The organism is Mucilaginibacter gossypiicola (assembly GCF_900110105.1).
Lineage (GTDB): Bacteria > Bacteroidota > Bacteroidia > Sphingobacteriales > Sphingobacteriaceae > Mucilaginibacter > Mucilaginibacter gossypiicola.
In genome coordinates this window covers 53,051-79,343 of the sequence record NZ_FOCL01000003.1, presented here as the reverse complement: position 1 = coordinate 79,343, position 26,293 = coordinate 53,051, and the positions used below count along the sequence as shown (strand labels likewise).

The following is a 26,293-nucleotide window of genomic DNA, read 5'->3' as shown; positions in this document are numbered from 1 at the left end:
TCATTAAAAATGAAAAAGAAATATCAATATATAACTTTCCTGTTGCTATTATTTGCTTTGGCTAACGCGATGCAATTAGTATCATGCAGCGGCGGCAGGGCCGAAGAGGCGGATAAAGTTGATTCGGCAGCGGTGAATAACCTGGTTGCTGTGGATACCTCCAAAATGCCCGGTGGTAAATACGGTGATGCGGTGCGTTATGGTCGTGAATTGATGTTGCATACAGCATACTATATCGGCCCTGAAGGCATTAATGGCCATTATACCGGCAATAAAATGAATTGCACCAATTGCCATCGTGATGCAGGCACACGGCCATATGCTTTTAACCTGGTGAGGTCGTTTCGTGATTATCCACAATATAGGGCAAGAGAGGGCAGAATTTTATCTTTGGCCGAGCGCATCAACAATTGTGTAATGCGCCCTAATCTGGGCAAACCTTTACCTTTGGATGGAAAGGAAATGATCTCGATCATGGCCTACCTGAAGTTTTTGAGCGATTCGTCAAATGTGTCTAAAACCACCAAAGGTTTAAAAAATATGGAGGTTGAGTTGCCGGATGTAGCCGCATCATCAGACAGGGGCGAGGTTTTATATGCTCAAAATTGTGAGCGCTGCCATGCCAAAAACGGCGAGGGTAAAATGCGTTTTGATAATGTAACCTATGAATATCCGCCGGTATGGGGATTATTGGCCTATCGTCCGGGTTCAAGTATGCACCGTGTGGTTAAATTAGCGCAATGGTTAAAGGGTAACATGCCTTATGATAAAACCGCCGAAGGCAAACCGTTCCTGACCGATGCCCAGGCGCTTGATATTGCCGCTTTTGTTAACGACGATAAAAAGCACAAACGTCCGTTGCCTAAAACCACCAAAGAGGTTGATTATCCGCATTACGAAGAAAAAGCGATTGATTATGATAAAGGGCCCTTTAAAGATCCTTTCTCAGAACAACAGCATAAATATGGGCCGTATAAGCCGATAATTGATTATTGGGAAGGCAAGGGGATTACGCCTTCTATTTAAAAACAATACAAATCCAACTATGTCATTGCGAGGAGGAACGACGAAGCAATCTCGTAGTTATGCATCTTTGATATGCATTGGCTACGAGATTGCCACGCTGCGCTCGCAATGACATAGTTTTATTATAAAAAGACTGACTAAATTTATTTCATGAAAAAACAATTTTTAGCTATCACTTTCCTTTTATCGGGCTTTGCTGCATCGGCACAAAAAGTACCTTATACCAATTGCGAAAAATGCTGGCTGGCCGATTCATTAGGTAACCATCGTGTGGTGTTAACCTTTAATGGCACAGGTAAAGTGGCTAAAGCAATCATCAATTGGAGACGCAGGGATAATGAGCCCGAAAACAAGCGAATTATCATTGAGGATGCTAAAACCAAACAAAAAATTACTAACGTAAAAATCGGCTCAATAAACCGTGAAAGCGGCGAACTGTATTTTGAGCCAACATCGGGCAAGGGCACTTATTTTGTGTATTATATGCCTTATAAAAATGAGGGGCGCTCAAACTATCCTAAAGGAGTCTATCTTAAACCAGAAAATACAGCCTCGACTGAATGGCTTAACGCTGTAAATGGCAAGGCACCCTTAGCTTCGGTAAAAGAATTTCAGTCGATAGATGCTTTTAACAGCTTTTATCCGATGGAGGTGATTGCCACTAAAGCAGAGACTGAGGCATTGCTGAATAAGCATAAGTCTGAAGCATTTTTAGTTTTTCCGGAAGATAGAATGAATTCCATCCGAATGACCAAAGACCTGCCGCAACGCTGGATGGAGTTTGGTCCGCGGACCACATATACTGGTGAAGCTGCCCGTGGAGAAAACTTTGCATTTCAGCTTGGTATTTATGCGTTGCAGAATATCGAAAATGTACAGGTAACATTCAGTGACCTTAAATCAGCCACTGGTAAGGTTATTTCAGCTTCGGCACTGTTTTGTATTAATACCGGAGGTACTACATACGATGCTAAACCGCTTACTAAAGTTGTAAATGTAGCCAAAGGTGATATCCAGGCCTTATGGTGCGGTGTTGATGTACCGGCTGCGATATTACCTTCGGTTTATACAGGTAAAGCCACCATCGCCATAAACGGAAAACCTGTAAAAACAATTGCTTTATCTATAAAAGTAAATAACAAAGTATCAAAAGATGGCGGTGTAAGCGAGCCTTATAAAATGACCCGCCTCGGTTGGTTAAACTCAACCATGGCACAGCAAAATACCGTTATTGCGCCGTATACTCCGCTTGAGATTAATGGTAATACAATAAGTTTGTTAGGCCGTAAAGTAGAAGTAAACAAGGATGGTTTCCCAAAACAGATCCAGACTTACTTTACGCCCGAAATGACGGAGTATGCAGCAGCTCCCAATAACCTGCTTACCGAGGGTATCCACTTTCATTTTATTGATGCCGCAGGGAAAAAGATAAACCTGAAAAGTCATGGCCTACAGTTTACCAAAAAAGAAGCCGGAACAGTGCAGTGGACGGCAGTAAGTGCCAATGATAGTCTGCAGATGGACGTAACCGCTTCGCTGGAGTTTGATGGCTTTATGTCTTATACGGTAAAAGTAAAGGCCCTGCAGGATGTTAGCCTGAAAGATATTACCATGCACATCCCTTTTAAAAAGGATTTTGCCAAATACATGATGGGCTTGGGGCAAAAAGGTGGCTATCGTCCTGAAAACTTTGAATGGAAATGGGATGTTGCTCATAAAAACCAGGATGGTGCCTGGATAGGCAATGTGAACGGCGGTCTGCAATATTCATTGAGGGACGAAAAATATGTCCGTCCGCTGAATACCAATTTTTACCTGCAAAAGCCTTTATTGCTCCCAACTTCATGGGGTAATGATAGCAAAGGTGGTATTAAGGTAGCTTTTGATGGTAAAGCAGTATTAGCCAATAATTACAGCGGCGAGCGCGACCTGAAAAAAGGCGATGAGCTTTATTACAACTTCACGCTGTTGGTAACGCCTTTTCATACCATCAATACCGATTTTCAGTGGGCTACAAGGTTCTACCATTCTTACAAGCCTATCGATACTATTAAAAGTGCAGGTGCAACGCTTATCAATATTCACCATGCAACGGCAATAAACCCTACCATCAATTATCCGTTTATCGCATGGCAAAAAATGAAGGCCTATGATGATTCGGCACATGCTGCGGGGTTAAAGGTGAAGATCTACAATACCATCCGTGAGTTGTCAAATCATGCATACGAAACATTTGCTTTGCGCAGTTTGGGGCATGAAATTTATTCGCCCGGGAAAGGCGGTGGTTTTAGCTGGTTGCAGGAGCATGTGGGCGATGATTACATAGCTGCATGGTTTGTACCAGAAATAAAAGATGCAGCCATCATTAACAGTGGCATGAACCGCTGGCATAACTACTATGTAGAGGGAATGAACTGGCTAACCCAAAACGTAGGTATCGACGGTATTTACCTGGACGATGTGGCTTTCGACCGTGTTACCATGAAACGTATAAAACGTGTATTAACCAAAGATGGTCACCCGGGTATTATCGACTTGCACTCAGCTAATCAATACAATAAAAGCGATGGTTTTAATAACAGCGCCAACCTGTATATGGAGCATTTCCCTTACCTGAACCGCCTTTGGTTTGGCGAGTATTTCGACTACGAAAAAAATGATCCTGATTTCTTCCTGACTGAAGTAAGCGGTATTCCGTTTGGTTTAATGGGGGAGATGCTGCAAGGCGGAGGTAACAAATGGCGTGGTATGGTTTACGGGATGACTAACCGTATGCCATGGAGCGATGGTGCCGATCCGCGCCCCATCTGGAAGGCCTGGGATAATTTTGGCATGAAGGGCACAAAAATGATTGGTTACTGGGTTGATGATAACCCGGTGAAAACCGATAAAGCCAAAGTAATTGCAACCGTTTACAAAAAAGACGGCGCTGCCATGGTGGCTGTTGCCAGCTGGGAAGATGCCGATACCGATTTTCAGTTAAATATCGACTGGAAAAAATTAGGCATCGATCCTGCCAAAGCAACTATTACTGCTCCCGAAATTAAAAGCTTTCAGCCAGGCAAAACATTTGGCTTGAATGACAGGATCCCGGTTGAAAAAGGTAAAGGCTGGCTGTTGATCATTAAATAACACGGTAATGAATAAAAAATGGTTTATCGCCGTATGCCTTTGCATTGGCGGCCTGAGCGCTTTTGCCCAGCAAAGGGCAAGTGTGCGTGAGTATACTAAGGGTATTACCACTTATCCCTTTTCGGATCCTAACCCGATACCGGCATTCACCAATATTTATCCGTATTTCCGTTACGACGGATTTACGGATAAACCGGTGCAAAAGGAATGGAAAGTGGTTGAGCTGGAAAACACGTACATCAGGTTAACCATTTTACCGCAGATAGGCGGCAAGATCTGGTCGGCCATTGAAAAATCGACAGGTAAACCAATTGTTTACGAAAATCATGTGGTGAAATTCAGGGACATTGCCATGCGCGGCCCCTGGACAAGTGGGGGCATCGAACCTAATTATGGTATCATTGGGCATACACCAAATTCGGTTACCCCGGTCGACTACCTGACCCGTACCAATGCCGATGGCAGTGTAAGCTGTTTTATCAGCGTACTCGATCTGCTTACCAACACCACCTGGACTATGGAAGTAAATCTTCCGCCAGATAAGGCTTACTTTACGACCAAATCATTCTGGCATAATTCAACACCAATTGAACAGCCTTATTACCATTGGATGAATACCGGGATTAAAACAAGCGGTAAACTTGAATACATTTTCCCCGGTACCAAATACCTTGGTCACCAGGGCGAGTATGCCGAATGGCCCATCAACAAGCAGAACGGGAAGGATTTGTCCTTTTATGATAATAACAACTTTGGCGGTTATAAATCATACCATGTGTTTGGCAAGTACACCGATTTTTTTGGCGCTTACTGGCATAACGATGATTTTGGCATGGCCCGTTATGGCGGTTATGAGGATAAAGCCGGTAAAAAGATCTGGATCTGGGGATTATCAGATCAGGGCATGATCTGGGAAAAACAGCTTACTGATAACGATGGGCAGTATTCCGAAATTCAATCGGGCAGGTTATTTAACCAAACTGCTGCTAAGAGCACGTTTACGCCGTTCAAGCACAAAGGCTTTGCGCCGGGCTCATCAGATACCTGGACAGAATATTGGTATCCGGTATTGAAAACCAAAGGCTTTGTACAGGCCAATAACTATGGTGCGCTTAATGTTGAGGCTGATGCTGGCTGGTTGAAACTTTACTTCAATCCAGTTCAACAGATTGCCGATACGCTAACGGTAAAGCAGGGCGACAGGGTGGTCTACAGTAAAAAGATACGCTTAAGCCCTTTACAGTTATTTGCCGATTCGGTTAAAGCAGATGCCGGGGATGTGCTGGTAACTTTGGGTACTAATAAGTTAATCTACAATTCAAAGCCTGAAGCTGATAACCTTAACCGTCCGGTTGATTTGCCAAAAGATTTCGACTGGAACAGCGCTTATGGGTTATATACTCAGGGGAAGGAATTCATGGATCAAAAAATGTATCCCGAAGCTGAAGAAAAACTGCAGGTAGCATTAAAGAAAGATTCATACTTTTTACCTGCTTTGGTACAATCGGCAGCATTGATGTACCGTAATATGCGCTATGCCGAGGCTTTGGCTTTTGCCAAAACTGCTTTGAGCATCAATGCCAATGATGGCGCTGCAAACTACTATTATGGCACTATCAATGCGCAGCTGGGTAATGTGACTGATGCTAAAGATGGTTTTGATATGGCCGGTTTATCTGTTGAATACCGCAATGCTGCTTACTCGGCTTTAGGTAGTTTATATCTAAAAGAAAAGAACGATATAAAGGCTCTGGAGTTTGCTTCAAAGGCTCTGGATTTTAACAGATACGATGTGTCTTCGCTACAGGTGCAGGCCATAGCTTACCGCCATTTGAACGAGCGCAAAAATGCCGAACAGGTTTTAGATACGATACTGGCCTGCGAACCACTTAATCACTTTGCCCGCTTTGAGCAGTATCTATGGCAATCATCTGAAGCTGCTAAAAGTGGGTTTACCTCAATGATCCGAAATGAGCAGCCTATTGAAAGTTACCTCGATCTGGCGGATCTGTACGATCATAATGGCTGTACCGTAGAAAGTGAAAACGTTTTAAAGCTTTCGCCAGCCAATGCGCTTGTGGATTACAAGCTGGCCTTTTTGCAGTATAAGCAGGCAAAGCCATTTAGTGAGGCGTTAAATAAAGCCAATGCAGCAACGGCTGCATTTGTATTCCCTTTCCGCAATAGCGATGAAGAAGTGTTGCAATGGGCTATGCAACAAAGCAATAACTGGAAGCCAAAGTATTTCCTCGCGCTGCTTTATAAAGACCGTAATCGTATTGATGAGAGCAAAAAACTATTTGCTGAATGCGGTAACCAGCCCGATTTTGCGCCTTTTTATGCGGCAAGAGCTGCCATCGAAACAGGCGACAATGTCCTGGCCGATCTAAACACGGCAGCCAAGCTTGATAAAGGCTGGCGCTACAACAAGTTGCTTGGCGAGTATTATGTTAATAATAAGCAATATGTCAAAGCATTAACTACCGTTGAGCCGTTTTATAGATCGCATCCCGATAATTACATCATAGGCATGTTATACGCCAAAACATTGCTGCTCAACAAGCGCTATGGAGAATGCGGCAAGCTTTTATCGCGGATTGATATTTTACCGTTTGAAGGCGCAACTATTGGCCGGGAGTTATACAGGGAAACAGAATTAATGCAGGCGGTTCAAAAGATTGACACTAAAAACTATAAGGCAGCTTTAGGTTATATTGCAGATGCCAAAAAGTGGCCGGTAAACCTCGGCGTAGGTAAGCCTTATGCCGAAAATATTGATGAACGTTTGGAAGACTGGATGAGCTATTTGTGCTATACAAAAATGGGCAACACTGGTGAAGCTAAACAGTATCTGCAAAAAATAACAGCCTTTAAGCCTCAAATTGATAATACGGTAAGTAATTTCCTACCGGCTAATCATTTGGTGACTGCATGGGCTATTGAAAAGATAAATGGCAATACAGCGGCAGTTAATTGGTTAAACGCGGAGATCAAAAAATATCCGGATGATAAAGTGATTGAATGGTGCAAAGAGGTTTATGAGAGTAAAGCTTTTAAACAAAGTGATGTGAGCGATGCGAGCATCAGGATATTAAAGCGGTTGATGTAATTACCTCAGCTGTTTAGCAAATTCTGATGGCCTGATATTAGTGAGCTGGTAAAATATTGCGCTAAAGGCCGATAGACTGTTATATCCCAGTTTATAAGCGATTTCGCTCATGGACATATCAGTTTGAAGCATCAGCTCAATGGATTTAACCATTTTTAGTAGCTTAAAATACTGTAAAAATGAAGTATGCAGGGTTGACTGAAACAGGCGCGAAAGTGTCCTTTCGCTGAAACCGGTTTCTTCGCTAACAGATGAAAGGGTTAAAGGCTCAAAAGCGTTTTCGTTGATATAATCCAATACCGGGTGCATGCGGGAATTATCGGTAGTGGGCAGGGCTACAGGTAATGCTTTTTTGCTAATCTCTGGTAGTATCGCTTTTATTCCCGCTAAAAAATGAAATGCCTGTTCATCGGGGTGTACATCTCCGTTCCATCGTTCGGAGTAAATAAGCATCTGTAATAATAAATTGTTGATAGGGTAGATGCCGCCTTTCGTGTAAAAAGGATTACTATCATCATCGTGCCAGTAAAAATACACCGTGCGCGTAACTGCCGATTTATGCATCTCCACAAAATGCATCATACCACCCGGGATCCACACATAGTGCCTTGCTGGTATCACTAAAGTTTTATCGGTTAGGTGGATGTATGCGATCCCGCCTTCAATATAAATCAACTGTCCTTTTTTGTGGCTGTGGTTTGGGAAGTTTCGTTCTGTTTTCCAGTTAATTACATAAACTGATTCAGGATGTTTATCTATATCCCTGAAAAAGTTTTCGGCAGTAACCGCATCTATGTTTTGGCTGGAATGAATAAGCATTTGGCAAATTTAAATAAAATAAGCTTTTAACAACTACCGAACTTTGTGCTATTAAATCACCATGAACTTTAATAGTAAATTTTATCTGGCCTTGTTGCCAGTTTTGTTGTTGGGCATTTCAATAAAAGCACAACAACCCATAGCTGATACCAGCAAAAACCTTCCTTTAACCATAGCACAGGTTTGGCAAAAAGCAGCAATTAACAGCAAAGCTGTTCAAATTAAGCAATTACGTGTAACAAGCAGCGCGGAGGCCATTAAAGATGCCAAAGCCGAACGTTTGCCCGAGATTGGCATTAACGGCGAATATGCCCGTGTGAGCAATATGCCGGTTTACGAAAACGGTATTTTTAATACGCCTACTCAATTTCCGGTTTTGCACACTACCTATACCGTGGGTGGAGAGGCTTATTTAAACATTTATAACGGCAATAAAACCAACCTGGAAATTGACGCCCGTAAACGTGAGAATAATATAGCCGGCGAACAGCAAAAATTAACCGTATCTGAAGTGAAGCTACGTGCCGCGGCTTATTACCTCGATATGCAACGCAGTATCATATTTAAAGATCTGCTGTTGAAAGATATCGCAGCGCAGGAAAAACAGCTTTTACAAATCAAAACGCTCCAAAAAAATGGTGTGGTATTAAAGAGCGATGTGTTGAGGGCCGAGTTAAAACTCTCCAAACAAAAACTCTCGTTGGTTCAGTTAGATAATGACCTCGCGATAGCCAATCAAAAGTTGAACATCCTGATAGGCTTGCCTGATGAGCAACGTGTTGTACCTGTTGAAGCGGTGCAACTGGATACCACAGGAAAGGAAACTTACGACGAGTACTTAACTGATGCGGGAAAGAATGCTTATCAGCTTAAGATCTCCGAACAGGAAACAGAGCTAAGCAAACTGAAATTGAAGAATATAAAAGCCAATGTATCTCCAAAAGTAGGCCTGTTTGCAGCTTATAATTATAGCTATCCGCAGATCCTGTTTTATCCGTATTCGCCAAGCTTGTACGGTTTGGGTTTTGCCGGTGTAAAAGCTTCGTTTTCTATTTCATCATTTTATCATAACAGCCATAAAGTAAAAGTGGCAAGGCTCGATCTGGAAAGTCAGGAAATTGAACATGCCCAAACTGAAGATGGCATCCGTCAGCAGGTAAACGAAGCCTGGCTCAGATATAAAGAAGCGTTAAATAGGGTAGACGTAAGCAAAACCAATGTACAGCAAGCCACCGAGAACAGACGTATTGTCAATAACACGTACTTCAACCAGCTATCGCTGATAACTGATCTGCTTGATGCGGATACGCAATTATTACAAACCCGCTTTGATCTGGCTGCTGCCAGGATAGCCGCTCAACTTCAATATTATCAATTACAAAACGTAACCGGGAAACTTTAATCATGAACAAGCATATAAACACTTATACCGCAACTGATAAGTTAATAACTAAAATAACCACATGGATAGCCGGCATTGTTGCTGCTGGCTTACTGATATGGGGTATTATAACGTTGGTGCACCTGTACAGCTATGAAGAAACCGACGATGCCCAGGTTGAAGCTTACATAAACCCGATTACTGCAAGGGTAAGCGGTTTTATTAAAGAAATACGGTATGATGAAAATCAGGACGTAAAAAAAGGAGATACCCTGCTTATTATCGATAACCGTGAATATCAAATACAACAAGAGGAAGCCGGCGCAGGACTTCAAAACGCGCGCGAGCAGGTGAGTGTGTTGGAAAGTAATGTAGAAACTGCTGCTAAAATAGCGGAAGTAAACAAAGTACAGATAGCTGCCACCAAAGCTAAATTGGTTAAAGCCCAGCAGGAATTTGACCGGTTCACCAAACTATATGAAGCAGAATCGGCCACTAAACAACAATTGGAGAATGTACAGAGCGCGCTTGATGTAGCCAGGTCTGATTATCAGGCCTCGTTAAATAACTACCAGGCATCGCTGTCAAAAGTAAATGACAGCCGCTCGCAAATTTCGCCGGTACTATCCGAAATAAAACGCCGTGAGTTGGTATTGCAGCGGAATAAGCTCGATGTTTCCTACACTGTTGTAACTGCGCCCTATGATGGCAAAATGGGTAAAAGGACTATCCAACCGGGGCAGCAAATCCAGTTAGGCCAAACGCTTGCTTATATCGTTGATAAAGAAACCGGGTTATGGGTAGTAGCTAACTTTAAAGAAACACAGTTGCATAACATGCATATAGGTGGTGGCGTGGAAATTACTACAGATGCTTATCCCGACAGGAAAATAAAAGGAGAAATCCTTTCATTATCACCGGCCACTGGTTCGCGTTTTTCGTTGTTGCCGCCTGATAACTCTACCGGTAACTTCGTGAAGATTGCCCAACGTATCCCTGTAAAAATAAAAATTGATAGTAAAGCCGCTAACTTTTTAAGTGCAGGCATGAACGCCAGTGTAACCGTACCCAAAAACTAACAGCCATGAGCAATCTAATCCCTGTTTTTAAGCCCTGGGTACCCGAATGGTTGATCCGTATCACATTGCTGTTGGTGGTACTGCCCGGTATAATTTTGTTCTCCCTGTCTATTAGTAATGTGGGGGCGGCTGCAGGTTATTACGGTATCAGTCCAAATGATGCGCAATACTCGATGATCATACTGTATGCTGCAACAGCAAGTTTTGTGGTATTGGAAAAACGCTTTTTCAGAAATATTGCCAGTAAAACTTATTTGCTCATCAGTGTATTGCTGTTGGTAACTACCTGTTATATCTGTTACTACGTGCACACCTTTTTTGTTTTGTTAATTTTTAGATATATACAGGGCATGCTCACTTGTGCAAGCCTCAGCATTACACTCACGCTTATGTTTACCCGTTTGCATAGCGAACGATCAAAGGAAATTGGCTATTCGGTTGTTTATTGCATCCTGTTATGCGTATCGCCCCTGTCAACCTTATTTACAGCATCTATTATTGATGATTTTAATTTCAATGTAATATATAAATGTGCTATTTACTCCTTTTTACCGGGAGCGATATTGATGTGTATCATCATGAACAATGTGCGCCTTAACCGTAAGCTGCCTTTGTACCAATTGGATTGGGCCAGTTTTGTTATCTATTCGGCCGGACTTTGTTTGATAGGCTACATTATGGTTTACGGTCAGCAGTATGATTGGTTTGATGACAAACGGATTGTTTACAGCGTTGCCATAGTTATCGCACTGTTTGCCGTTTTTGTTTTTAGACAGCTCAGTTCAAAGCGCCCTTATTTTCACATCCAGGCTTTTAAATCCCGCAAATTTGTGTTGGCAGCGCTGTTGCTGTTTGTGTTTTATATCTGTCGTGGAGCGTTTGGCGTTACTACGTCATTTATGAGCAGCGCCATGGGGATGGATCCAATCCATGTTGGGTATCTGCTTATTTATAACCTGGCGGGTATTATTGTCAGTGTAACCATATCATCGAGATTTTTGCTGATGAAAAAACCTTTGCGGCATATCCTTATTTTAGGCTTTACCTTGTTGCTGGCGTTTCATGTGTATATGTGCTTTGTTTTCTCATCACAGGTTAATACCGAAGATCTGATAATCCCGGTTGTATTACAGGGATTAGGAGCAGGTATGCTGATGACCCCGGTAATCCTATTTGTAATTTCATCATCTCCGGTTCAATATGGTACAACCGGTTCTGCAGTTGGTATTTTTATGCGTTTTACGGGTTTTAGCAGCAGTATCGCGCTTATCAATTATTTTCAATTATACAGGCAAAATGATCATGCCAATCGTTTCCAGGAGCAATTGAGCCAGTTAAACCCGCTTGCTGTTCAAAAGTTAGCTGTATATAAGCAAGCTTTAACAGGCAAAGGTATAGCTGCCGATCAGGCCACGAAAATAGCCAACGGTTTGCTCAACAAAAATATCAATGCGCAAGCCCAGCTGCGTTTTGCTGTTGATTATTATCAGCTCATCAGCTGGGTGTTGCTTGCTCTTATTTTGTTGGTGATTTTATTCCCATCGGCTAACCGCACAATCATAAACCTTAAATCACGCCAACCTGCACCGGTAGTTTATTGATCGTTTTATTCACTTCTTAAACTCTTTACCGGGTTTTCAAGCGCGGCCCTGATGCTTTGATAACTTACCGTAAACAAAGTTATCAGGAACGCGCCTGCTGCTGTAGCTGCGAATACCCACCAGGAAATTTCGGTGCGGAACTGATAATGCTGCAGCCACTTGTTCATGAAATAATAAGCAAGGGGAGAGGCAATTAATAAGGATATCATCACCAGTAAAACGAAGTCTTTAGAAAGCAATCTCCATAAATTGAATACAGATGCGCCTAAAACTTTGCGCACGCCAATTTCCTTCACCCGTTGCTCGGCCATAAATGAAGCCAAACCAAAAAGACCAAGGCACGAAATAATAATAGCCAAACCTGCAAAAACGGAGGCCAATCTGCCTATGTGTTCTTCGGCCGCAAATTTTGCAGCATATTCGTCATCTGCAAATTTGTATTCGAACGGGGCCGATGGAATTAGCTTTTTGAAAACCGCTTCTATTTTAGGTAATGCCTTGCTGGCGCTTACATTCGGTTTAATTTTGATATTGATCAAGCTTGTAGGTACATGGCCTTTGATCATGAATATAGTTGGATACATTGGTGCATAAGGCGATTCCATGATCATATCTTTAACCACGCCCAGTATTTTATAATGTTTTACTGCCTGATCCTGAAACTTCCAGCTTACCTCTTCACCAACTGGGTTTTTTAGCCCCATGTATTTAACGGCTGATTCGTTGATGACGATGCCAGATGAATCAGTTATAAAATTCCTCGAAAAATCGCGCCCGTTTACAAATTGCCAGCCAATCGTTTTGCCATATTCAAAAGTTACAGGTAAAGTGCCAAATTGGTCTTCAAGGTTAGGGTTTTTGCCCCGCCAGGTAAAGCCGCCATTGCCTGAAGCTATTTCGGTAACCTTGCCGAATGATTCGGACATTTCGGTTACTACACCGGTGTTTTTGAGTTCGGAGCGGAGCAGGTCGTACTTTCCGTCAAAATCGCTTGATTTTTTTTCGATCATCACCAGGCCTTCGCGGGTATAACCTACCGGGCGGTTTTTGGCTACCTGGATTTGTCGGTAAACAATAATGGTACAAATGATTAAAGCAACCGATACTGTAAACTGTACTACTACGAGTGCTTTGCGCGGAATTGCTGCAAAACGGCCAACCTTAAATGTGCCTTTCAGTACTTTTACCGGATTGAATGATGATAAGTACAATGCAGGATAGCTGCCTGCTATAATACTGGTTATGAAAATAAAGCCAGTACAGGCAAGCCAGAAATAAACATTTTGCCATGGCATCATTACCTGTTTTCCTGATAGATTGTTGAACCATGGTAACGATAATCTCACCAAAATGAGTGATGCGAGAAACGAGAGTAACACAACCAGAAAAGATTCGCTATAAAACTGACCTATCAGTTGTTTGCGCATAGAACCGATGGCTTTCCTTACACCTATTTCCTTAGCGCGTTTTTCTGAACGGGCAGTGCTTAGGTTCATGAAATTGATACAGGCCAGGAGCAATACAAAAGTACCGATGATTCCAATGAGCCATACCATTTGCATCGGCCCGCTATCGGCAAAGCCCCTCTTATAGCTATGCAGGTGCCAATCGCGCATGGGGTGTAAAAACACCTGCGGGTTTAGTTTAGCCTCGTCTTTGAAGTTGCTCAGATTTTTTATTTCAGCGTCTTTGATATTTCTTGAAACCTTTTCAAAATCTGTGTTAGGACTGATTTCTACATAAATTTTCAGAAAGTGGTTTTGCCAGTCAGTTGAGGCCTGTTTTATCCATGGATTATCAATTACCCATAAATCGGCAGGTGAGATAAACTTAAGATCCTTGAATTGTGTGTTTAGCGGCAGATCTTCATAAACGCCGGTAACTTTCACATTCAATTTATTATTGATCTTCATTACCTGATTTACAGGGTTGCTATCACCAAAAAAAGCCTGTGCGGTTGATTGCGACAGCATGATAGAATAAGGATCTTTTAATCCGGATCTTGAACCGTAAATCATTTTGAGGGTAAGCATATCTGGCGCACCCGGATCCATAAACAAGCCTGTTCTGGATAATTTCTTATCGCCGGCAGATAAAATATCATCAACATCCCATGATGCCATAACGATATGCTTAAAATTATCTTTATAGTTGGTTTTCAGTTCTGTTACCATCGGGACCTGCATTGATGAATTAGCATAGGGATCCTTGGTATGAGGATCGAAAAGCCACGTCCTTACCTGGGCAATGCGCTCATAGTTTTGATGATATGTATCGAAAGAGAATTCATCCCAGATCCATAAACTGATCAGGATAGTAACGGACATACCGATAGCGAGCCCGCCGATGTTGATCAGGGACGAAACCTTATTTTTTAAGAGATTTCTCCATGCAACTTTTAAGTAGTTTTTAATCATGACGTTACGATTTTAAACAGAAATAAAAGGAAGTTTCAGTAACGCTGTTTAAAATATAATGCCAGTGATTTAAGTTGTTGATTTTAAGTTTGTTGTATTGTGTTTTTGGCTATGCTAATGTATCGAAAACGTACATAGTGCGTTCGCTTTTATAACAAGCTTATAATATGTAGTGAATTACATGTTGTGGCGCAGATAGCGGAATGGGAAAATTTATTTGATTTCTTCTGCTTTTGAAAAAAGCAAAAGAAATCAAGTATTAATTGCGATTTGCTTAGGCGGCAATATTATCCCCTGGGGTAATTTGAGAAATAATTATTACTGTTCTGTGGATAATAATTGAATATACTGTTCCAGCAAAACGATGTATTTATCTTTCCAAAGGTTAACCCTGTTTTGATTTGGACGCATCATTTCCCTATTTCTTGTATCATAGTTACCACTATTAGTTTTTTGGAAATATTCCGGAAATTCGTTCGAAAAGTCATGATCTACAATTCGGCCAATGCGATGAATAATATCTGCATTTAATTCTTTTCTGTTGAACCATTGGTATACCACGCTTCTGCTTACATCTGAATGTTGTGCAAGTTCTGTAATACTGAAACCTTTTTTTCTAACGAGTATTTCTACAATTTGACCGTGATGTTTTTGCATAATTTTTAGCTGTAAAAAAGTTAAAAAACTAATTCAAAATAAGCTTAGGTGCTAATTAATAATTAGTTACCAAATTAATTGACTAACTATCATTAGGTGAACACATATTGCAACATCTATGCCAGTGGCTTTAATTTAATCTTGACGAAATTGATAGGAGAAGTTGGTTTGACGGCAAAAGGCATTTCCAACTTTTAAGAATAATTTTAACTTTTATGATATTTATTTTCTTTGATGTGTTTTTCAAAACAGAACGCTGTGTATTTAATTGCGCACACGGTGTGGAATAATGTATGCATTGTGTGAAATTTTATTCCCGTATTGTGGGGCTTGAAGCTTTTGTGCTAATTAGTGAAAGAAATAGTGGGAAGAAAAGGCTCGATGTGTTACAATAATGTTACAATTTTAATGCTTGTAATGCAATTTGTGAAAATATGTGCCACATGATTTGCTACTAAATTTTGTTATATTAATAGTTAATTAATATGGAATTAACCTGATAGCCAGCTAATTTAAAGTGCTATGCTTAATTACCTGCCATATTTTATTAAAATGAAACCCAGTGTTAATTGGTGGCCGTTTAATATATAGTTGTTTTTGGGGTAAGTTATCGTGATTCTAACTGCAATTATTGTTTTTTTTGGTACCCGATATGTTAGTTGAAGGGTTTTTTATTGCAAATATATTTTAACGTTGCATGGACCTGTAAATCAGGATAAAGCAATGAGAAATATACGTTGAGAAGTGACTGAGTAGCAAAGTGTATAAAAAATAGAATAGGGATTTGGCAATAAAATTGCCAAATTGTTAGTACTTTCATAAAAAAATAATCAGAAGATTAAATTACTACCAATGAATACACAGCATCCATGGCATGAAGTTTCAACAGGGCCTAAAGTTCCTTACGTTGTAAATGCCGTTATTGAAATCCATAAGGGCTCAAAAGCTAAATATGAGATTGATAAAGAATCCGGCCTTTTAAAATTAGACCGTGTTCTTTTTTCATCCGTAATGTACCCGGCTAATTATGGATTTATCCCGCAAACCTATTGTGACGACAAAGATCCGCTTGATATTTTAGTTTTATGTTCGGTTGACGTTTTTCCAATGTCTATCATTGAGGCAAAAGTGATAGGTGTAATGCATATGATTGATAATGGTGAGCAGGATGATAAAATCATTGCTGTTGCTAATAATGATATGTCGGTAAATTATATAAACGATTTAAGCGAGTTGCCCCCTCATACTATTAAAGAGATAGAATGTTTCTTTAAAGACTATAAAGTTTTAGAAGGTAAAAATGTAACGGTCGAACGCTGGATGGGCGTTAGTTACGCGCACCGTGTTATAGAAGACAGTCAGGTGTTGTATGATGTTAACTTTAATTCGGCTCAAAACAAAGTTAAAGTTGCCGGCTAAGTATAGCCTGAAATTAAAAATGCTTAATTGGGCTCTTATATTAGTTAAGTAGCCGAATTAAGCATTTTTAGTTTAAGTTTATAAGTTGGTGTTATTTATGGAGATTTCTCTCTGTTTATCTATAAAATAATTTTAGCGCAGAAGCTTAATCAATTTAGCCACGGCACATTCCTAACGCTGATTAAATTTCTTTTTTGAATTTTCAAGAAGACTTTTGTTGTACTTCTCCAGCAGTTCAATATATTTATCTCTCCAATAAGAATCTTCTACCTCGTCTGCACGATAGTCAGGTGCCTGATAACCTTGATTTTTAATATTATCAAATTCTCCCTCTGTAAACAAATGAGGAAATTCGATAGAAAAATCATGTTTCAGGCAAAGTCCAATTTTGTATATGATTTTTGGCTTTAAATACTTTTGATTAAACCAGTAATAAACGGAGCGACGGTTTACGTTAGTGAATCGTGCGATTTCGCTTATGCTGCAGCCTTTGCGCCTAACCACTTTTTCCACTATTTCACCATGGTGCAAATCCATAAGTTTTTATAAAATAAGTTTTGAACTACTTAATAACAACCTTAATCGTGATTAAGTTGATAATTATAATAAAAAATAAACAACAAGTTAATAATACATCTTAAAAAGTTAGCTTGCAACATTTAAACATATTTGATCTATGTTTACTTTCACGGTTAAAACACAATTAAGCTGCTCAATGGTCATTAATATGTTTTTGCCCATAATTTGAGAAACCACGCCCTGGTAATTATATAGCAGGCCATCTTTTATTTTAACTTTATTGCCAATGTTTAAATTCTGAATGCTGATAAGTTCAACTTCCGAGTAATTATCAACTATTGATTTTATGCGTTCAATTTCCGCGTCATTTAATATTACCGGCTTTCCGCAATACGATACAAAATTTATAACCCCGGGAACCTGCTTCACCTTAAGTTGTTCGCCATGGGTTACTTTCACAAACACATATGAAGGAAATAAAGGCGTCTCTATCATTTTATTTCTGTCGGCCCATTTTTTTAGTGATTTAATCACCGGACAAAAGGAAGTGATGCTGTTGTCGTTAAGGGTTCTGTCTATTTTTTTCTCAAATCTGGATCTTGTATAAATAACCATCCAATTGGGTGATGTGGGCTTGAGTAAAACGGCGTTCTTCATCATATTTATTTGAGTGTTGTTTTTATTTGTTTGAAAATGAGGTGGATAATCAAACTAATATTTTTCAATTTGTAGTGCATTATTTTCATAAAAATCGCCAATTAGTTTAATAATTCGCATGGTTGCGCACAACTTGTTTTTAAATTGTGAAAAAGTGTGGTGTGAAAAATACACTGTTTTGTAATGGGTGTTTAAACAAATAGCAGTTGCTGGTATCCCCGGTTTTTAACCAATGAGATAGCGAGGCTGGTAAAAAATTTAAAGAATAGTTATGTGAAAAGTGTTTTTAACCTATAGTTATTATAGGGATAGGGCTGTTTTTCCTTGTTGTTAAACTGGAAGAGAAGAGGCTTAAAAAAAGGCATTGCTGGGCTTGTTTGTTTGCCTTGTTTTTGCAGGGCCTTTCCATACGTAAATGAATGTTTCTTTGTTACAGGAATGTGAATAATATCACACTTTTGTACATTTCACAACAATCGGCAGTTTTATTGAAGAAAAGTAAATTATATGGCTAATTTTGTATTAATGTGTTAAATAAAATTCATGTTTAATTGAACATTGATAATGAATTGACAAGCAAACGCATTGACTTTTAATTGGAAATAGCTCATTGTAAGCGAAATGGCGAAGCTATACACAATTATCAATTAACCATCTCTGACCAATCCGAAAGTTATTGTAACCGCAGCTTCCACATTGATGTAGTGTTAAAAAAGGTATAACCAACTGAGTTTTGGCTTAGTACCGGTGGAATAATAAATTAACTTTTAAATGAATTGTAATCAGAGCAAAACATGATTCTAATTAATTTCCTCGCTGATACCTTAATCAAATGAATAGGCCAAACGCATCGAGCAAAAAGATATTAGTTATAGGCATAAACTTTTCTCCAGAATTGACCGGTATTGGAAAATATACCGGAGATATGGTTGAATGGTTCGTTGAAAATAATTATAAATGCACTGTAGTAACATCTTTTCCTTATTATCCATTCTGGAAAGTACAATCACCTTATTCAAATAAGTTTTACAAACGTGAAATATTAAAAGATGGTATGCTGACCGTTTACAGATGCCCTTTATATATACCTGAAAAACCCGGCGGTTTAAAACGATTGATTCATGAAGCCAGTTTTTTTCTATCGGCTTTTTTTACACTCATCTACTTATTGTTTAAACCTAAAAACGATTATATATTTTGTATAGCTCCACCTTTTCATTTAGGATTTTTAGGATTGTTTTACAGGTTTTTTAAACGGGGAGAGATTATTTACCATATTCAGGATCTGCAAATTGAAGCCGCAAGAGATTTGAATATGCTAAAATCAAAAAAGGCATTTAAAGTTTTGTTCGGAATGGAAAAACTTATAATGCGGAAAGTTGATTTTGTAAGCTCAATTTCTAACGGAATGCTTAAAAAGATCAGCAATAAGATTAATCGTGAAATATCTTTTTTTCCCAACTGGGTTGATACAGATACCTGTTACCCATTAAATAACAACGCCGAATTAAAATTAGTTTGGAATTTTGATGCGAATGATAAAGTGATATTATACTCTGGCAGCATAGGCGAAAAGCAGGGGATTGAGGCTATTTTAGATGTAGCCGAAAAGCTTCGGACGTTTAAGTTTATAAAGTTTGTTATCTGTGGTACGGGACCTCATAAAGATAAGCTCATTCAGCGGGCTAAGATACAACAGCTTGATAATGTGAGTTTTCTTCCGCTGCAAGAGCGTCATTTATTTAACAGCTTTTTGAATATGGCCGATGTGCACCTGGTTTTGCAAAAAAAGAGTGCCGCCGACCTGGTTATGCCGTCAAAACTTACCACCATTTTGGCGGTTGGTGGGGTAGCATTGGTAACAGCCGAACAGGGCACTACTTTATACGACGTAATAACCGACAATAGCATGGGGGTTGTTATTCCTCCTGATGATATTGATCATTTGAAAGATGCCATCCTGGATTGTTGTACAAAGGACAACGCTCAAATTAAAATAAATGCCCGTAATTACGCCGAAAATCATCTTAACATAAGCAAAGTGATCAGAAGGATGATGTCAAATATGCAAAAAACTGTATATTCTGAACCGAAAGGAATTAAATATTTGAGATTAGACAGGGATGCTGATTAAGACAAGAAATAGGTTATACTGCATCTTCAATGTGGAAGCGCGACGCAGGCCCCGAAAGAGAAATTTCAGATTGAGCATATAAATAATTAGACGAGGAGTATTCATATACGGTAACATTATTCAATAAAGCTGTAATGTTTCCATCCTTATTTTCAAGGGCTTTAATCTCACCCAAAAATGTAAGGTTAACATTCAGGTCGGTTATATATATCCTTTTTGTAACGGGCTCACTCATAGTTTAATTATTGGCGCAAAGAAAATAAAATTTTATGTCAATCTTTTTCAGGATGAAAAGAAATGAATGTTTTTAAAGAGTTTTTAATTGTTTTTAAATGACATATATAGGCTACGAATGCCTGTTCAATAATAACCTCTGCAAAACCTAACCTTTGTGAAATTAATATTTATTGATGATGAGCCAATTCAACATTTTATTATTCAAAGAATGATTGAAACGTACCTGTCATATCTGCCTTCAACTAAATATTATTTCGATGCAACAAAAGTTCTTGACTTTTTGAATGAAAACAAAACCAACAATGACGAATTACCCGATATGATATTTGTTGATATCAATATGGGTATCATGAGCGGCGTTGTATTTCTACATAAATATAATAAGCTAAGGCATCGCCTGGTAAAAAAAATAGATGTTTATATTATGTCATCGTCAATTGATCCAACGGATCTGGCCTTATCAAAAAAATATGATTTTGTTTTAGATTATATCATAAAGCCTTTAAACAAGGTCACACTCAAAAAGATATTGGAGCCTCAGTAATCTACAAAAATCAATCGCTTTAACAGGCCGGAATAATGCCCTCAATATAAATTTTACGCTTGCTCCTTTTTAAAGTGATTTCCTCCAAACAGAACAATGGAGTTGAAGAAACGTAGTCGTAAACTTCAATATCCTGCAATGTGGCAATAACCTTATTATTTACTTCTTTATATGATTTAAAGAAGCCCGCAAAAGTCAGATTTTGTTCAAAGTCGGTTAAATAAATTTTTTGTTGAGGGCTTAGTGTCATTGCAAATCTGCTTTTTGATAACGAGTAATATGTTTTTGTACTGCTATACGGTTTTCCTCTAATAATGTTGCAACAATTACTTAATCATTTGACGTTGCGTTCCTGGTAATCATAGTCTGCTAACAGCCAAGCTGTAATAACATCTTTTAAGGTGCCGGGGGATAAACCAGCGGCCTGTTTTTAAAGAAATAATTAAATCAATCATGATGAAAAATCAATTATTTGCTACTTGTGTAATTTTAATGGTGTTGCTGACATCCTGCGCCAGCTACAAGGAAAATATTTATTTCCAGGGACTTGAAAGAAACCCGGAAATGAGCTATAAGATCACCAATTTTTCTCCGCCCACCATACAGCCAGGTGATGTTTTGGCATTAACTGTTAAAAGTTTAAACTCTGACGGATCGGCTATTTTTAACAGCGGTTCTGCAAGTACTGCAGCGACAACTAAAGGCAAAGACGGCGGTAGCGCTGCGCAATCTGGTAATGACGGGTATCTTGTAAATAAAGATGGCGAAATACAGCTCCCTTTAGTTCATGGAGTTAAAGTTGGCCAGCTTTCACTTGAAGAAGCTGCTGCAGCCATCAAAAGTAAAATTTCGTCATACCTGAAAGAGCCCGAAGTATCTGTTGCTTTAATGAATTTTAAGGTTTCTGTTTTAGGTGATGTAGCACACCCCGATGTACTTTCTGTTACTGATGAGCGGTTTTCAATTACCGATGCTCTTAGCAGGGCGGGCGACCTCACTCCAACAGCCAACAGAAAGAATATTTTATTGGTTAGAGAGGTTGATGGTAAGCGTAAATATATAAACATTGATATTACCTCTCCAAGGTTGTTCGAATCGCCATATTACTACCTTAAAAGTAATGACCTTATATATGTTGAGCCTGGCAAAGATAAGTTTGCGAGTCAGAGCACCACATTTAAAATACTGCCAATCATAATTTCAATAGCCTCATTGATATTGGTTACCTATCAGGTAACTAAGTAAAAATTGCTCTAAAAGTTATTTCAATAAATAAAAATATAATATGGAGGTTGCTAATTCTATTGATTCGGGTTCGGCCAAAGCCAGGGTCTTTTTTAATAAGATCTTGTTTCATTGGCCTTTATATCTGATTTTCCTGACTGTGTGTTTGGGGCTTGCCGTTTTTTATCTTAAATATAAACGTCCTGTTTATCAGATATATGCCAAAGTGATGGTTAAAGACCAGCAAAAAGAAGCAAACAAGGCCGCTCTTGAAGCAATTAATTTAACCGAAGCCCAAACAGGCATTGATGAACAAATGGGTTTAATGAGTTCAATTCCGGTAACAAAGCAGGTGGTAGAAGATTTGCAGCTTTGGACCACTTACCTTGAACGAACGCCGTATTATTCATATAAAGACATTTACAATACCACCCCGGTTGAGTTTAAGTTAATTAGTCGTGGAAAAGGTTCTTTAAATTCGGTATTTGATATCGTAATTGAAAGCGATAGCACGTTCTTGATAAAACAGCCTAAAGAAAAGGCGACCAGATTTGCTTTCCAAAATAGCCTCGTTAATAGTTTTGGCACATGGAAGCTTGATAAAACGGCCGATTTTAACCACTATATAGGTAAAACTATCAGGATAAAATTACGAGAAATAGATGATGTAGTGAGTTATTATCAAGGAGCCATTCATGAATCGCCAATAGCTAAAAGCTCAATGGTTGCTTTTCGCCTTGAAGATGAAGTACCTGAGCGGGGCCGTGAAATTGTTGATGACCTGATCAGGGTTTATATGGCTGCTTCGGTAGAAGAAAAGCGGCGCTCAACCCAAAATACCATCAAGTTTGTTGAAGAACGCTTAGGTTCCATTACTCAGGAACTTAATAATGTCGAAAACAAATATACCGGTTACAAAAGTGTGCGTGGCATCACTGAAATTGCCGACCAGTCGTCTCAGTACGTTGGAGGGGCGCAATCAAACGAAAAACAACTTAATGACATTAAGATTCAGATAAGTGTTTTAGATGGGGTGGATCGTTATCTCAACTCCGATGATAATAAAGGAAATGCACCATCAACATTAGGTATAAACAGTCCGGCGATGCAAAGCTATATTGACCGCTTAACCGATTTACAGCTGGAGCGTACTAAAATGCTATCTACATTGCCCGAAAGCAATCCCTTGTTCAATCCAATAAACCAGCAAATAGCGTTAACACGTACTGCGTTAAGGGAAAACTTAAAAACAACCCGGGCTTCTTTGTTGGAGACTCAGAGAAACTTGCAGAGCGTTGGTTCTTCATATCAATCAACCATACGCAGCTTACCCGGCCAGGAAAGGGACCTGAAGGATATTGACCGCATGAAAGGGATTAAGGAAAACCTGTTTGTTTATCTGCTTCAGAAAAAAGAGGAGTTGAGCCTTGATTATGCCTCAACAATTTCTGATGCTGTTACAATTGATCAGGCACATAGCGGGTCGCAAAGTGCACCAATTCCGGGGTCAGTTTATGCAATGGCGCTTTTATTTGGCCTTATAGTACCCACAGGTATGATATACGGAAGGGATGCTTTTAAAAACAAAGTTTCAAGTAAAAGTGCAATTATTGAAGGTACAGGATTGCCGGTATTAATTGAAATTACCGATTCTGACACTACGGATCCGATTGTTGTGCTGAACCAAAAAACGTTTATTGGCGAACAATTCAGGGATTTGCGTACCAAATTGAGCTATTTGCATAACAATAATAATAACCCCGGTAAAACCACCCTTTTTACCTCAAGTATCTCGGGCGAGGGTAAAAGTTTTGTGTTGAGTAACCTGGGAACGGTTTTAGCAGTTGCAGGGAAAAAAACGGTGCTTGTTGAATTGGATTTACGTAATCCCACCCTGGCAAAGCGCTTTAATTTGAAAAATTCAACCACTGGTTTAACAGACTATATTATCGGTAATGCAAATCAGGCCCAAATCATCCAAAAGTCTGAAATTTCGGATGATCTGCATATTATTTGCGGTGGCGCTGTTCCTCCTAATCCATCAGAATTGCTTGGAAGTAAACAGCTGGCCAACCTGATTGCCGAATTGAAATTGAAATATGACCATATCCTCATAGATACGCCTCCTGTTCATATTTTAACTGATGCTACAATCATTTCACCGATGTGTGATCTGTGCTTATATGTGATAAGGCAGGATTATACGCCGAGCCAGGAATTAGCCTTTATCAATGAATTGAGCGTTGATAATAAACTGCCAAGAATGAAACTTATCTTCAACGCCGTAAAAAGCGAGCTGCATGCCAATAGTTATATCTACCAAAAAAATAGCTATATCAAGGAACCAACCCGAAGCATGAAAAGCAAAATGAAAAAGTTTGCAACCAGGTTTTAATTTTCTCTTTCTTAATTAAGATAAGGCAACCTCTAAACATATGTATTTGAAGATTGATCTTCAAGAATTATTACCTGCTATATGAAAAGTTTAACAAGTAACCTTTCTGTGAACGGCAGGTTTGAGAAATGGCAACAGTGGACTAAGCTTGTGGCTGTTACATTTTCTGCCCAGGCAATTATCCAGCTATTGGGCTTATTAACCGGAATTTTAATTGTCAGGTTATTACCTACTACAGAGTATGCTTTTTATACGCTGGCAAATACCATGTTAGGAACAATGACTGTACTTGCCGATGGAGGTATCTCGTCTGGCGTAATGGCGCAGGGGGGCAAAGTTTGGCAGGACCGGGAAAAGTTAGGTGTGGTAATTGCAAGCGGGCTCAAACTGCGTAAAATATTCGGAATATTTAGTTTGTTAATTTCGTTGCCTGTGTTGTTTTACCTGTTGGTACATAATGGTGCAACGCTGTTATCATCATGCTTTATTGTGCTGGCTATTATTCCATCATTCTTTGCAGCGTTGAGTGATACACTGCTCGAAACGGCATCTAAATTGCATCAGGGAATAAATAAGCTTCAAAAAAATCAATTATCTGCTGGCTTGGGCCGCTTTGTGTTGATGATTGGTTCGTTACTTGTGATCCCCTTTACATCTGTAGCAATATTAGGGAACGGCATCCCACGTATGTGGGCTAATATCCAATTAAGGAAAATTTCGGCCGAGTATGCAGATCCCGGGCAGAAATCGGATCCGGCTATTGAAAAGGAAATACTGGCAATCGTAAAACGCTCATTGCCCGGCGCCATTTATTTCTGTGTATCGGGGCAGATCACTATCTGGCTTATCTCAATTTTCGGCAACACACAATCTATAGCCCATGTTGGTGCATTAAGTCGTTTAACTACCGTTTTAACCCTTTTTACTACCTTGTTCGGCACTCTTGTTGTACCGCGCTTTGCCCGCTTACCTGAGCAGAAAAAGTTACTCATACAACGCTTTATACAAATTGAAGCGGCGCTTTTTGTAATCAGCTCTATAGTTATAGTTATCGTGATGCTATTTCCTGCGCAGGTGCTGTGGGTGTTAGGCAAAGGCTATACAAATCTCAATAAGGAGATGTTATTAATTACCATTTCAAGTTGTTTGGCTATGCTTGCCGGCGTTACCTATTCAGTTTTGGTTTCGCGTGGCTGGATCATCAAACCTGTAATTAATTTAACTATCAATATATTATTCCAGATATTACTGGTTGTTACTATGGATCTTTCAAAAACAACCAATGTATTGATGTTTTCCATCGTCGATTTTTTACTTGCCTTTATAATTTTAATTACCTACTTCATTTACAGGGTTTCAAAACTACCCAAACCAACAGTTTCATGAAACAACGATTCCCGGCTATGTTGAGGCATAAGCTTAGCAATATTAGTTTATCACTCCGAAAAAAATACTATAGGGTTTTAGGGATGCAGATTAATAATGGAGTGGTTTTAGGTAAGATCAAGTGTAAATGGCCCGGCAAAATCAGTGTAGGAGCAGAAAGTGTAATTGAAGATGACGTGGTTTTTAAAACGCCCCAGCCATTTGCCGATACCAACTTTGTAAATATTGGTCAGCGTGTTTTTATTGGCCATGGCTGTGATTTCAATATCACATTAGGATTAACAATAGGCAATGATTGCCTCATAGCTGCCAATACAACATTTGTTGATGCGGGTCGCGAGATGCACCGCAGTTTGCCAATCAATCAGCAACCGGTTATACACAAGCCAATAATTTTAAAGAACGATGTATGGATTGGGACGCATAGTGTTATTCTTCAGGGCGTAACTATAGGCGAGGGCAGTATTATAGGTGCCGGTTCTTTGGTCAATAAATCAATTCCCGACTACCAGGTATGGGCCGGTACACCCGCCCGCTTTATAAAAAACAGATAAAAT

20 protein-coding genes are annotated in these 26,293 nt (G+C 39.5%); 13 read left to right on the top strand and 7 right to left on the bottom strand.

Going from position 1 to position 26,293, the window contains the following annotated elements; all coding sequences use genetic code 11:
* Positions 1-9: 9 nt before the first annotated feature.
* The 3 genes from BMX50_RS10080 to BMX50_RS10070 all read left to right on the top strand — a co-directional run bounded on the left by BMX50_RS10080 (position 10) and on the right by BMX50_RS10070 (position 7,267).
* Positions 10-1,026 carry a c-type cytochrome gene (locus tag BMX50_RS10080; protein ID WP_208864681.1) on the top strand — a complete coding sequence of 339 codons (1,017 nt, stop codon included), beginning with the start codon at positions 10-12 and terminating at the stop codon, positions 1,024-1,026.
* 150 nt (positions 1,027-1,176) lie between these two features.
* On the top strand, positions 1,177-4,158 hold the full coding sequence (locus BMX50_RS10075) for a glycoside hydrolase domain-containing protein (protein WP_091210407.1): 2,982 nt from the start codon (positions 1,177-1,179) through the stop codon (positions 4,156-4,158).
* Positions 4,159-4,165: 7 nt separating this feature from the next.
* Entirely contained in the window at positions 4,166-7,267 is a 3,102-nt protein-coding gene (locus BMX50_RS10070) for a DUF5107 domain-containing protein (protein ID WP_091210406.1), read from the top strand.
* Here the strand turns inward: BMX50_RS10070 and BMX50_RS10065 are convergent, their stop codons facing one another.
* The gene (locus BMX50_RS10065) at positions 7,268-8,086 is read right to left on the bottom strand and encodes a helix-turn-helix transcriptional regulator (RefSeq protein ID WP_091210405.1); all 819 of its coding nucleotides are present in this window, start codon (positions 8,084-8,086) and stop codon (positions 7,268-7,270) included.
* Between the two features lie 61 nt (positions 8,087-8,147).
* Here BMX50_RS10065 and BMX50_RS10060 point away from each other — a divergent pair, with 61 nt between their 5' ends.
* From BMX50_RS10060 to BMX50_RS10050, 3 genes are read left to right on the top strand one after another with little or no spacing between them, the layout of a single operon-like run.
* Positions 8,148-9,488: a TolC family protein gene (locus BMX50_RS10060; RefSeq protein ID WP_091210404.1), complete on the top strand. Its 1,341-nt coding sequence runs from the start codon at positions 8,148-8,150 to the stop codon at positions 9,486-9,488.
* A 2-nt stretch (positions 9,489-9,490) separates the two neighbouring features.
* Positions 9,491-10,546 carry an HlyD family secretion protein gene (locus BMX50_RS10055; protein ID WP_091210403.1) on the top strand — a complete coding sequence of 352 codons (1,056 nt, stop codon included), beginning with the start codon at positions 9,491-9,493 and terminating at the stop codon, positions 10,544-10,546.
* 5 nt (positions 10,547-10,551) lie between these two features.
* On the top strand, positions 10,552-12,147 hold the full coding sequence (locus BMX50_RS10050) for an MFS transporter (protein WP_091210402.1): 1,596 nt from the start codon (positions 10,552-10,554) through the stop codon (positions 12,145-12,147).
* Positions 12,148-12,152: 5 nt separating this feature from the next.
* Here BMX50_RS10050 and BMX50_RS10045 read toward each other — a convergent pair whose 3' ends face one another.
* Positions 12,153-14,564: an ABC transporter permease gene (locus tag BMX50_RS10045; protein WP_091210401.1), complete on the bottom strand. Its 2,412-nt coding sequence runs from the start codon at positions 14,562-14,564 to the stop codon at positions 12,153-12,155.
* Between the two features lie 318 nt (positions 14,565-14,882).
* Positions 14,883-15,221, bottom strand: coding sequence for a helix-turn-helix domain-containing protein (locus BMX50_RS10040; protein ID WP_091210400.1), 339 nt, complete (start codon positions 15,219-15,221; stop codon positions 14,883-14,885).
* 852 nt (positions 15,222-16,073) lie between these two features.
* Here BMX50_RS10040 and BMX50_RS10035 point away from each other — a divergent pair.
* Positions 16,074-16,640, top strand: coding sequence for an inorganic diphosphatase (locus BMX50_RS10035; protein WP_091210399.1), 567 nt, complete (start codon positions 16,074-16,076; stop codon positions 16,638-16,640).
* Positions 16,641-16,811: 171 nt separating this feature from the next.
* On the opposite strand, the gene BMX50_RS10030 is transcribed toward BMX50_RS10035, so the two are convergent.
* Positions 16,812-17,177: a hypothetical protein gene (locus tag BMX50_RS10030; protein ID WP_091210398.1), complete on the bottom strand. Its 366-nt coding sequence runs from the start codon at positions 17,175-17,177 to the stop codon at positions 16,812-16,814.
* 108 nt (positions 17,178-17,285) lie between these two features.
* Entirely contained in the window at positions 17,286-17,819 is a 534-nt protein-coding gene (locus BMX50_RS10025; RefSeq protein WP_091210397.1) for a UpxY family transcription antiterminator, read from the bottom strand.
* 829 nt (positions 17,820-18,648) lie between these two features.
* Here BMX50_RS10025 and BMX50_RS10020 point away from each other — a divergent pair.
* Positions 18,649-19,950 (top strand): WcaI family glycosyltransferase, encoded by a 1,302-nt coding sequence (locus BMX50_RS10020; RefSeq protein WP_091210396.1) that lies wholly within the window; start codon positions 18,649-18,651, stop codon positions 19,948-19,950.
* 13 nt (positions 19,951-19,963) lie between these two features.
* On the opposite strand, the gene BMX50_RS10015 is transcribed toward BMX50_RS10020, so the two are convergent.
* Complete coding sequence (locus tag BMX50_RS10015) at positions 19,964-20,185, bottom strand: hypothetical protein (RefSeq protein ID WP_091210395.1); 222 nt, start codon at positions 20,183-20,185, stop codon at positions 19,964-19,966.
* 156 nt (positions 20,186-20,341) lie between these two features.
* Between BMX50_RS10015 and BMX50_RS10010 the strand changes: the two genes are divergently transcribed.
* Complete coding sequence (locus BMX50_RS10010; protein WP_143065141.1) at positions 20,342-20,731, top strand: response regulator; 390 nt, start codon at positions 20,342-20,344, stop codon at positions 20,729-20,731.
* Positions 20,732-20,750: 19 nt separating this feature from the next.
* On the opposite strand, the gene BMX50_RS10005 is transcribed toward BMX50_RS10010, so the two are convergent.
* A complete protein-coding gene (locus tag BMX50_RS10005) occupies positions 20,751-20,981 on the bottom strand; it encodes a hypothetical protein (protein WP_091210393.1) in 231 nt (76 codons plus the stop codon).
* Positions 20,982-21,184: 203 nt separating this feature from the next.
* On the opposite strand from BMX50_RS10005, the gene BMX50_RS10000 reads away from it, so the two are divergent.
* The 4 genes from BMX50_RS10000 to BMX50_RS09985 all read left to right on the top strand — a co-directional run bounded on the left by BMX50_RS10000 (position 21,185) and on the right by BMX50_RS09985 (position 26,290).
* Positions 21,185-21,976, top strand: coding sequence for a polysaccharide biosynthesis/export family protein (locus BMX50_RS10000; RefSeq protein WP_244280936.1), 792 nt, complete (start codon positions 21,185-21,187; stop codon positions 21,974-21,976).
* Between the two features lie 40 nt (positions 21,977-22,016).
* Entirely contained in the window at positions 22,017-24,350 is a 2,334-nt protein-coding gene (locus tag BMX50_RS09995) for a GumC family protein (RefSeq protein WP_091210391.1), read from the top strand.
* Positions 24,351-24,431: 81 nt separating this feature from the next.
* Entirely contained in the window at positions 24,432-25,736 is a 1,305-nt protein-coding gene (locus tag BMX50_RS09990; protein ID WP_091210390.1) for an MATE family efflux transporter, read from the top strand.
* The gene (locus tag BMX50_RS09985; protein WP_091210389.1) at positions 25,733-26,290 is read left to right on the top strand and encodes an acyltransferase; all 558 of its coding nucleotides are present in this window, start codon (positions 25,733-25,735) and stop codon (positions 26,288-26,290) included. Before BMX50_RS09990 ends, BMX50_RS09985 begins: the two co-directional genes overlap by 4 nt.
* The last annotated feature ends 3 nt before the right edge of the window (positions 26,291-26,293 follow it).

Coding starts and splice junctions, on each gene's coding strand:
- BMX50_RS10065 (WP_091210405.1), bottom strand. CDS start 8,086: ATGCTTATTCATTCCAGCCAAAACATAGATGCGGTTACTGCCGAAAAC.
- BMX50_RS09995 (WP_091210391.1), top strand. CDS start 22,017: ATGGAGGTTGCTAATTCTATTGATTCGGGTTCGGCCAAAGCCAGGGTC.
- BMX50_RS10030 (WP_091210398.1), bottom strand. CDS start 17,177: ATGGATTTGCACCATGGTGAAATAGTGGAAAAAGTGGTTAGGCGCAAA.
- BMX50_RS10045 (WP_091210401.1), bottom strand. CDS start 14,564: ATGATTAAAAACTACTTAAAAGTTGCATGGAGAAATCTCTTAAAAAAT.
- BMX50_RS10040 (WP_091210400.1), bottom strand. CDS start 15,221: ATGCAAAAACATCACGGTCAAATTGTAGAAATACTCGTTAGAAAAAAA.
- BMX50_RS09985 (WP_091210389.1), top strand. CDS start 25,733: ATGAAACAACGATTCCCGGCTATGTTGAGGCATAAGCTTAGCAATATT.
- BMX50_RS10000 (WP_244280936.1), top strand. CDS start 21,185: ATGATGAAAAATCAATTATTTGCTACTTGTGTAATTTTAATGGTGTTG.
- BMX50_RS10080 (WP_208864681.1), top strand. CDS start 10: ATGAAAAAGAAATATCAATATATAACTTTCCTGTTGCTATTATTTGCT.
- BMX50_RS10060 (WP_091210404.1), top strand. CDS start 8,148: ATGAACTTTAATAGTAAATTTTATCTGGCCTTGTTGCCAGTTTTGTTG.
- BMX50_RS10050 (WP_091210402.1), top strand. CDS start 10,552: ATGAGCAATCTAATCCCTGTTTTTAAGCCCTGGGTACCCGAATGGTTG.
- BMX50_RS10020 (WP_091210396.1), top strand. CDS start 18,649: ATGAATAGGCCAAACGCATCGAGCAAAAAGATATTAGTTATAGGCATA.
- BMX50_RS10015 (WP_091210395.1), bottom strand. CDS start 20,185: ATGAGTGAGCCCGTTACAAAAAGGATATATATAACCGACCTGAATGTT.
- BMX50_RS10025 (WP_091210397.1), bottom strand. CDS start 17,819: ATGATGAAGAACGCCGTTTTACTCAAGCCCACATCACCCAATTGGATG.
- BMX50_RS10005 (WP_091210393.1), bottom strand. CDS start 20,981: ATGACACTAAGCCCTCAACAAAAAATTTATTTAACCGACTTTGAACAA.
- BMX50_RS10070 (WP_091210406.1), top strand. CDS start 4,166: ATGAATAAAAAATGGTTTATCGCCGTATGCCTTTGCATTGGCGGCCTG.
- BMX50_RS10055 (WP_091210403.1), top strand. CDS start 9,491: ATGAACAAGCATATAAACACTTATACCGCAACTGATAAGTTAATAACT.
- BMX50_RS09990 (WP_091210390.1), top strand. CDS start 24,432: ATGAAAAGTTTAACAAGTAACCTTTCTGTGAACGGCAGGTTTGAGAAA.
- BMX50_RS10035 (WP_091210399.1), top strand. CDS start 16,074: ATGAATACACAGCATCCATGGCATGAAGTTTCAACAGGGCCTAAAGTT.
- BMX50_RS10075 (WP_091210407.1), top strand. CDS start 1,177: ATGAAAAAACAATTTTTAGCTATCACTTTCCTTTTATCGGGCTTTGCT.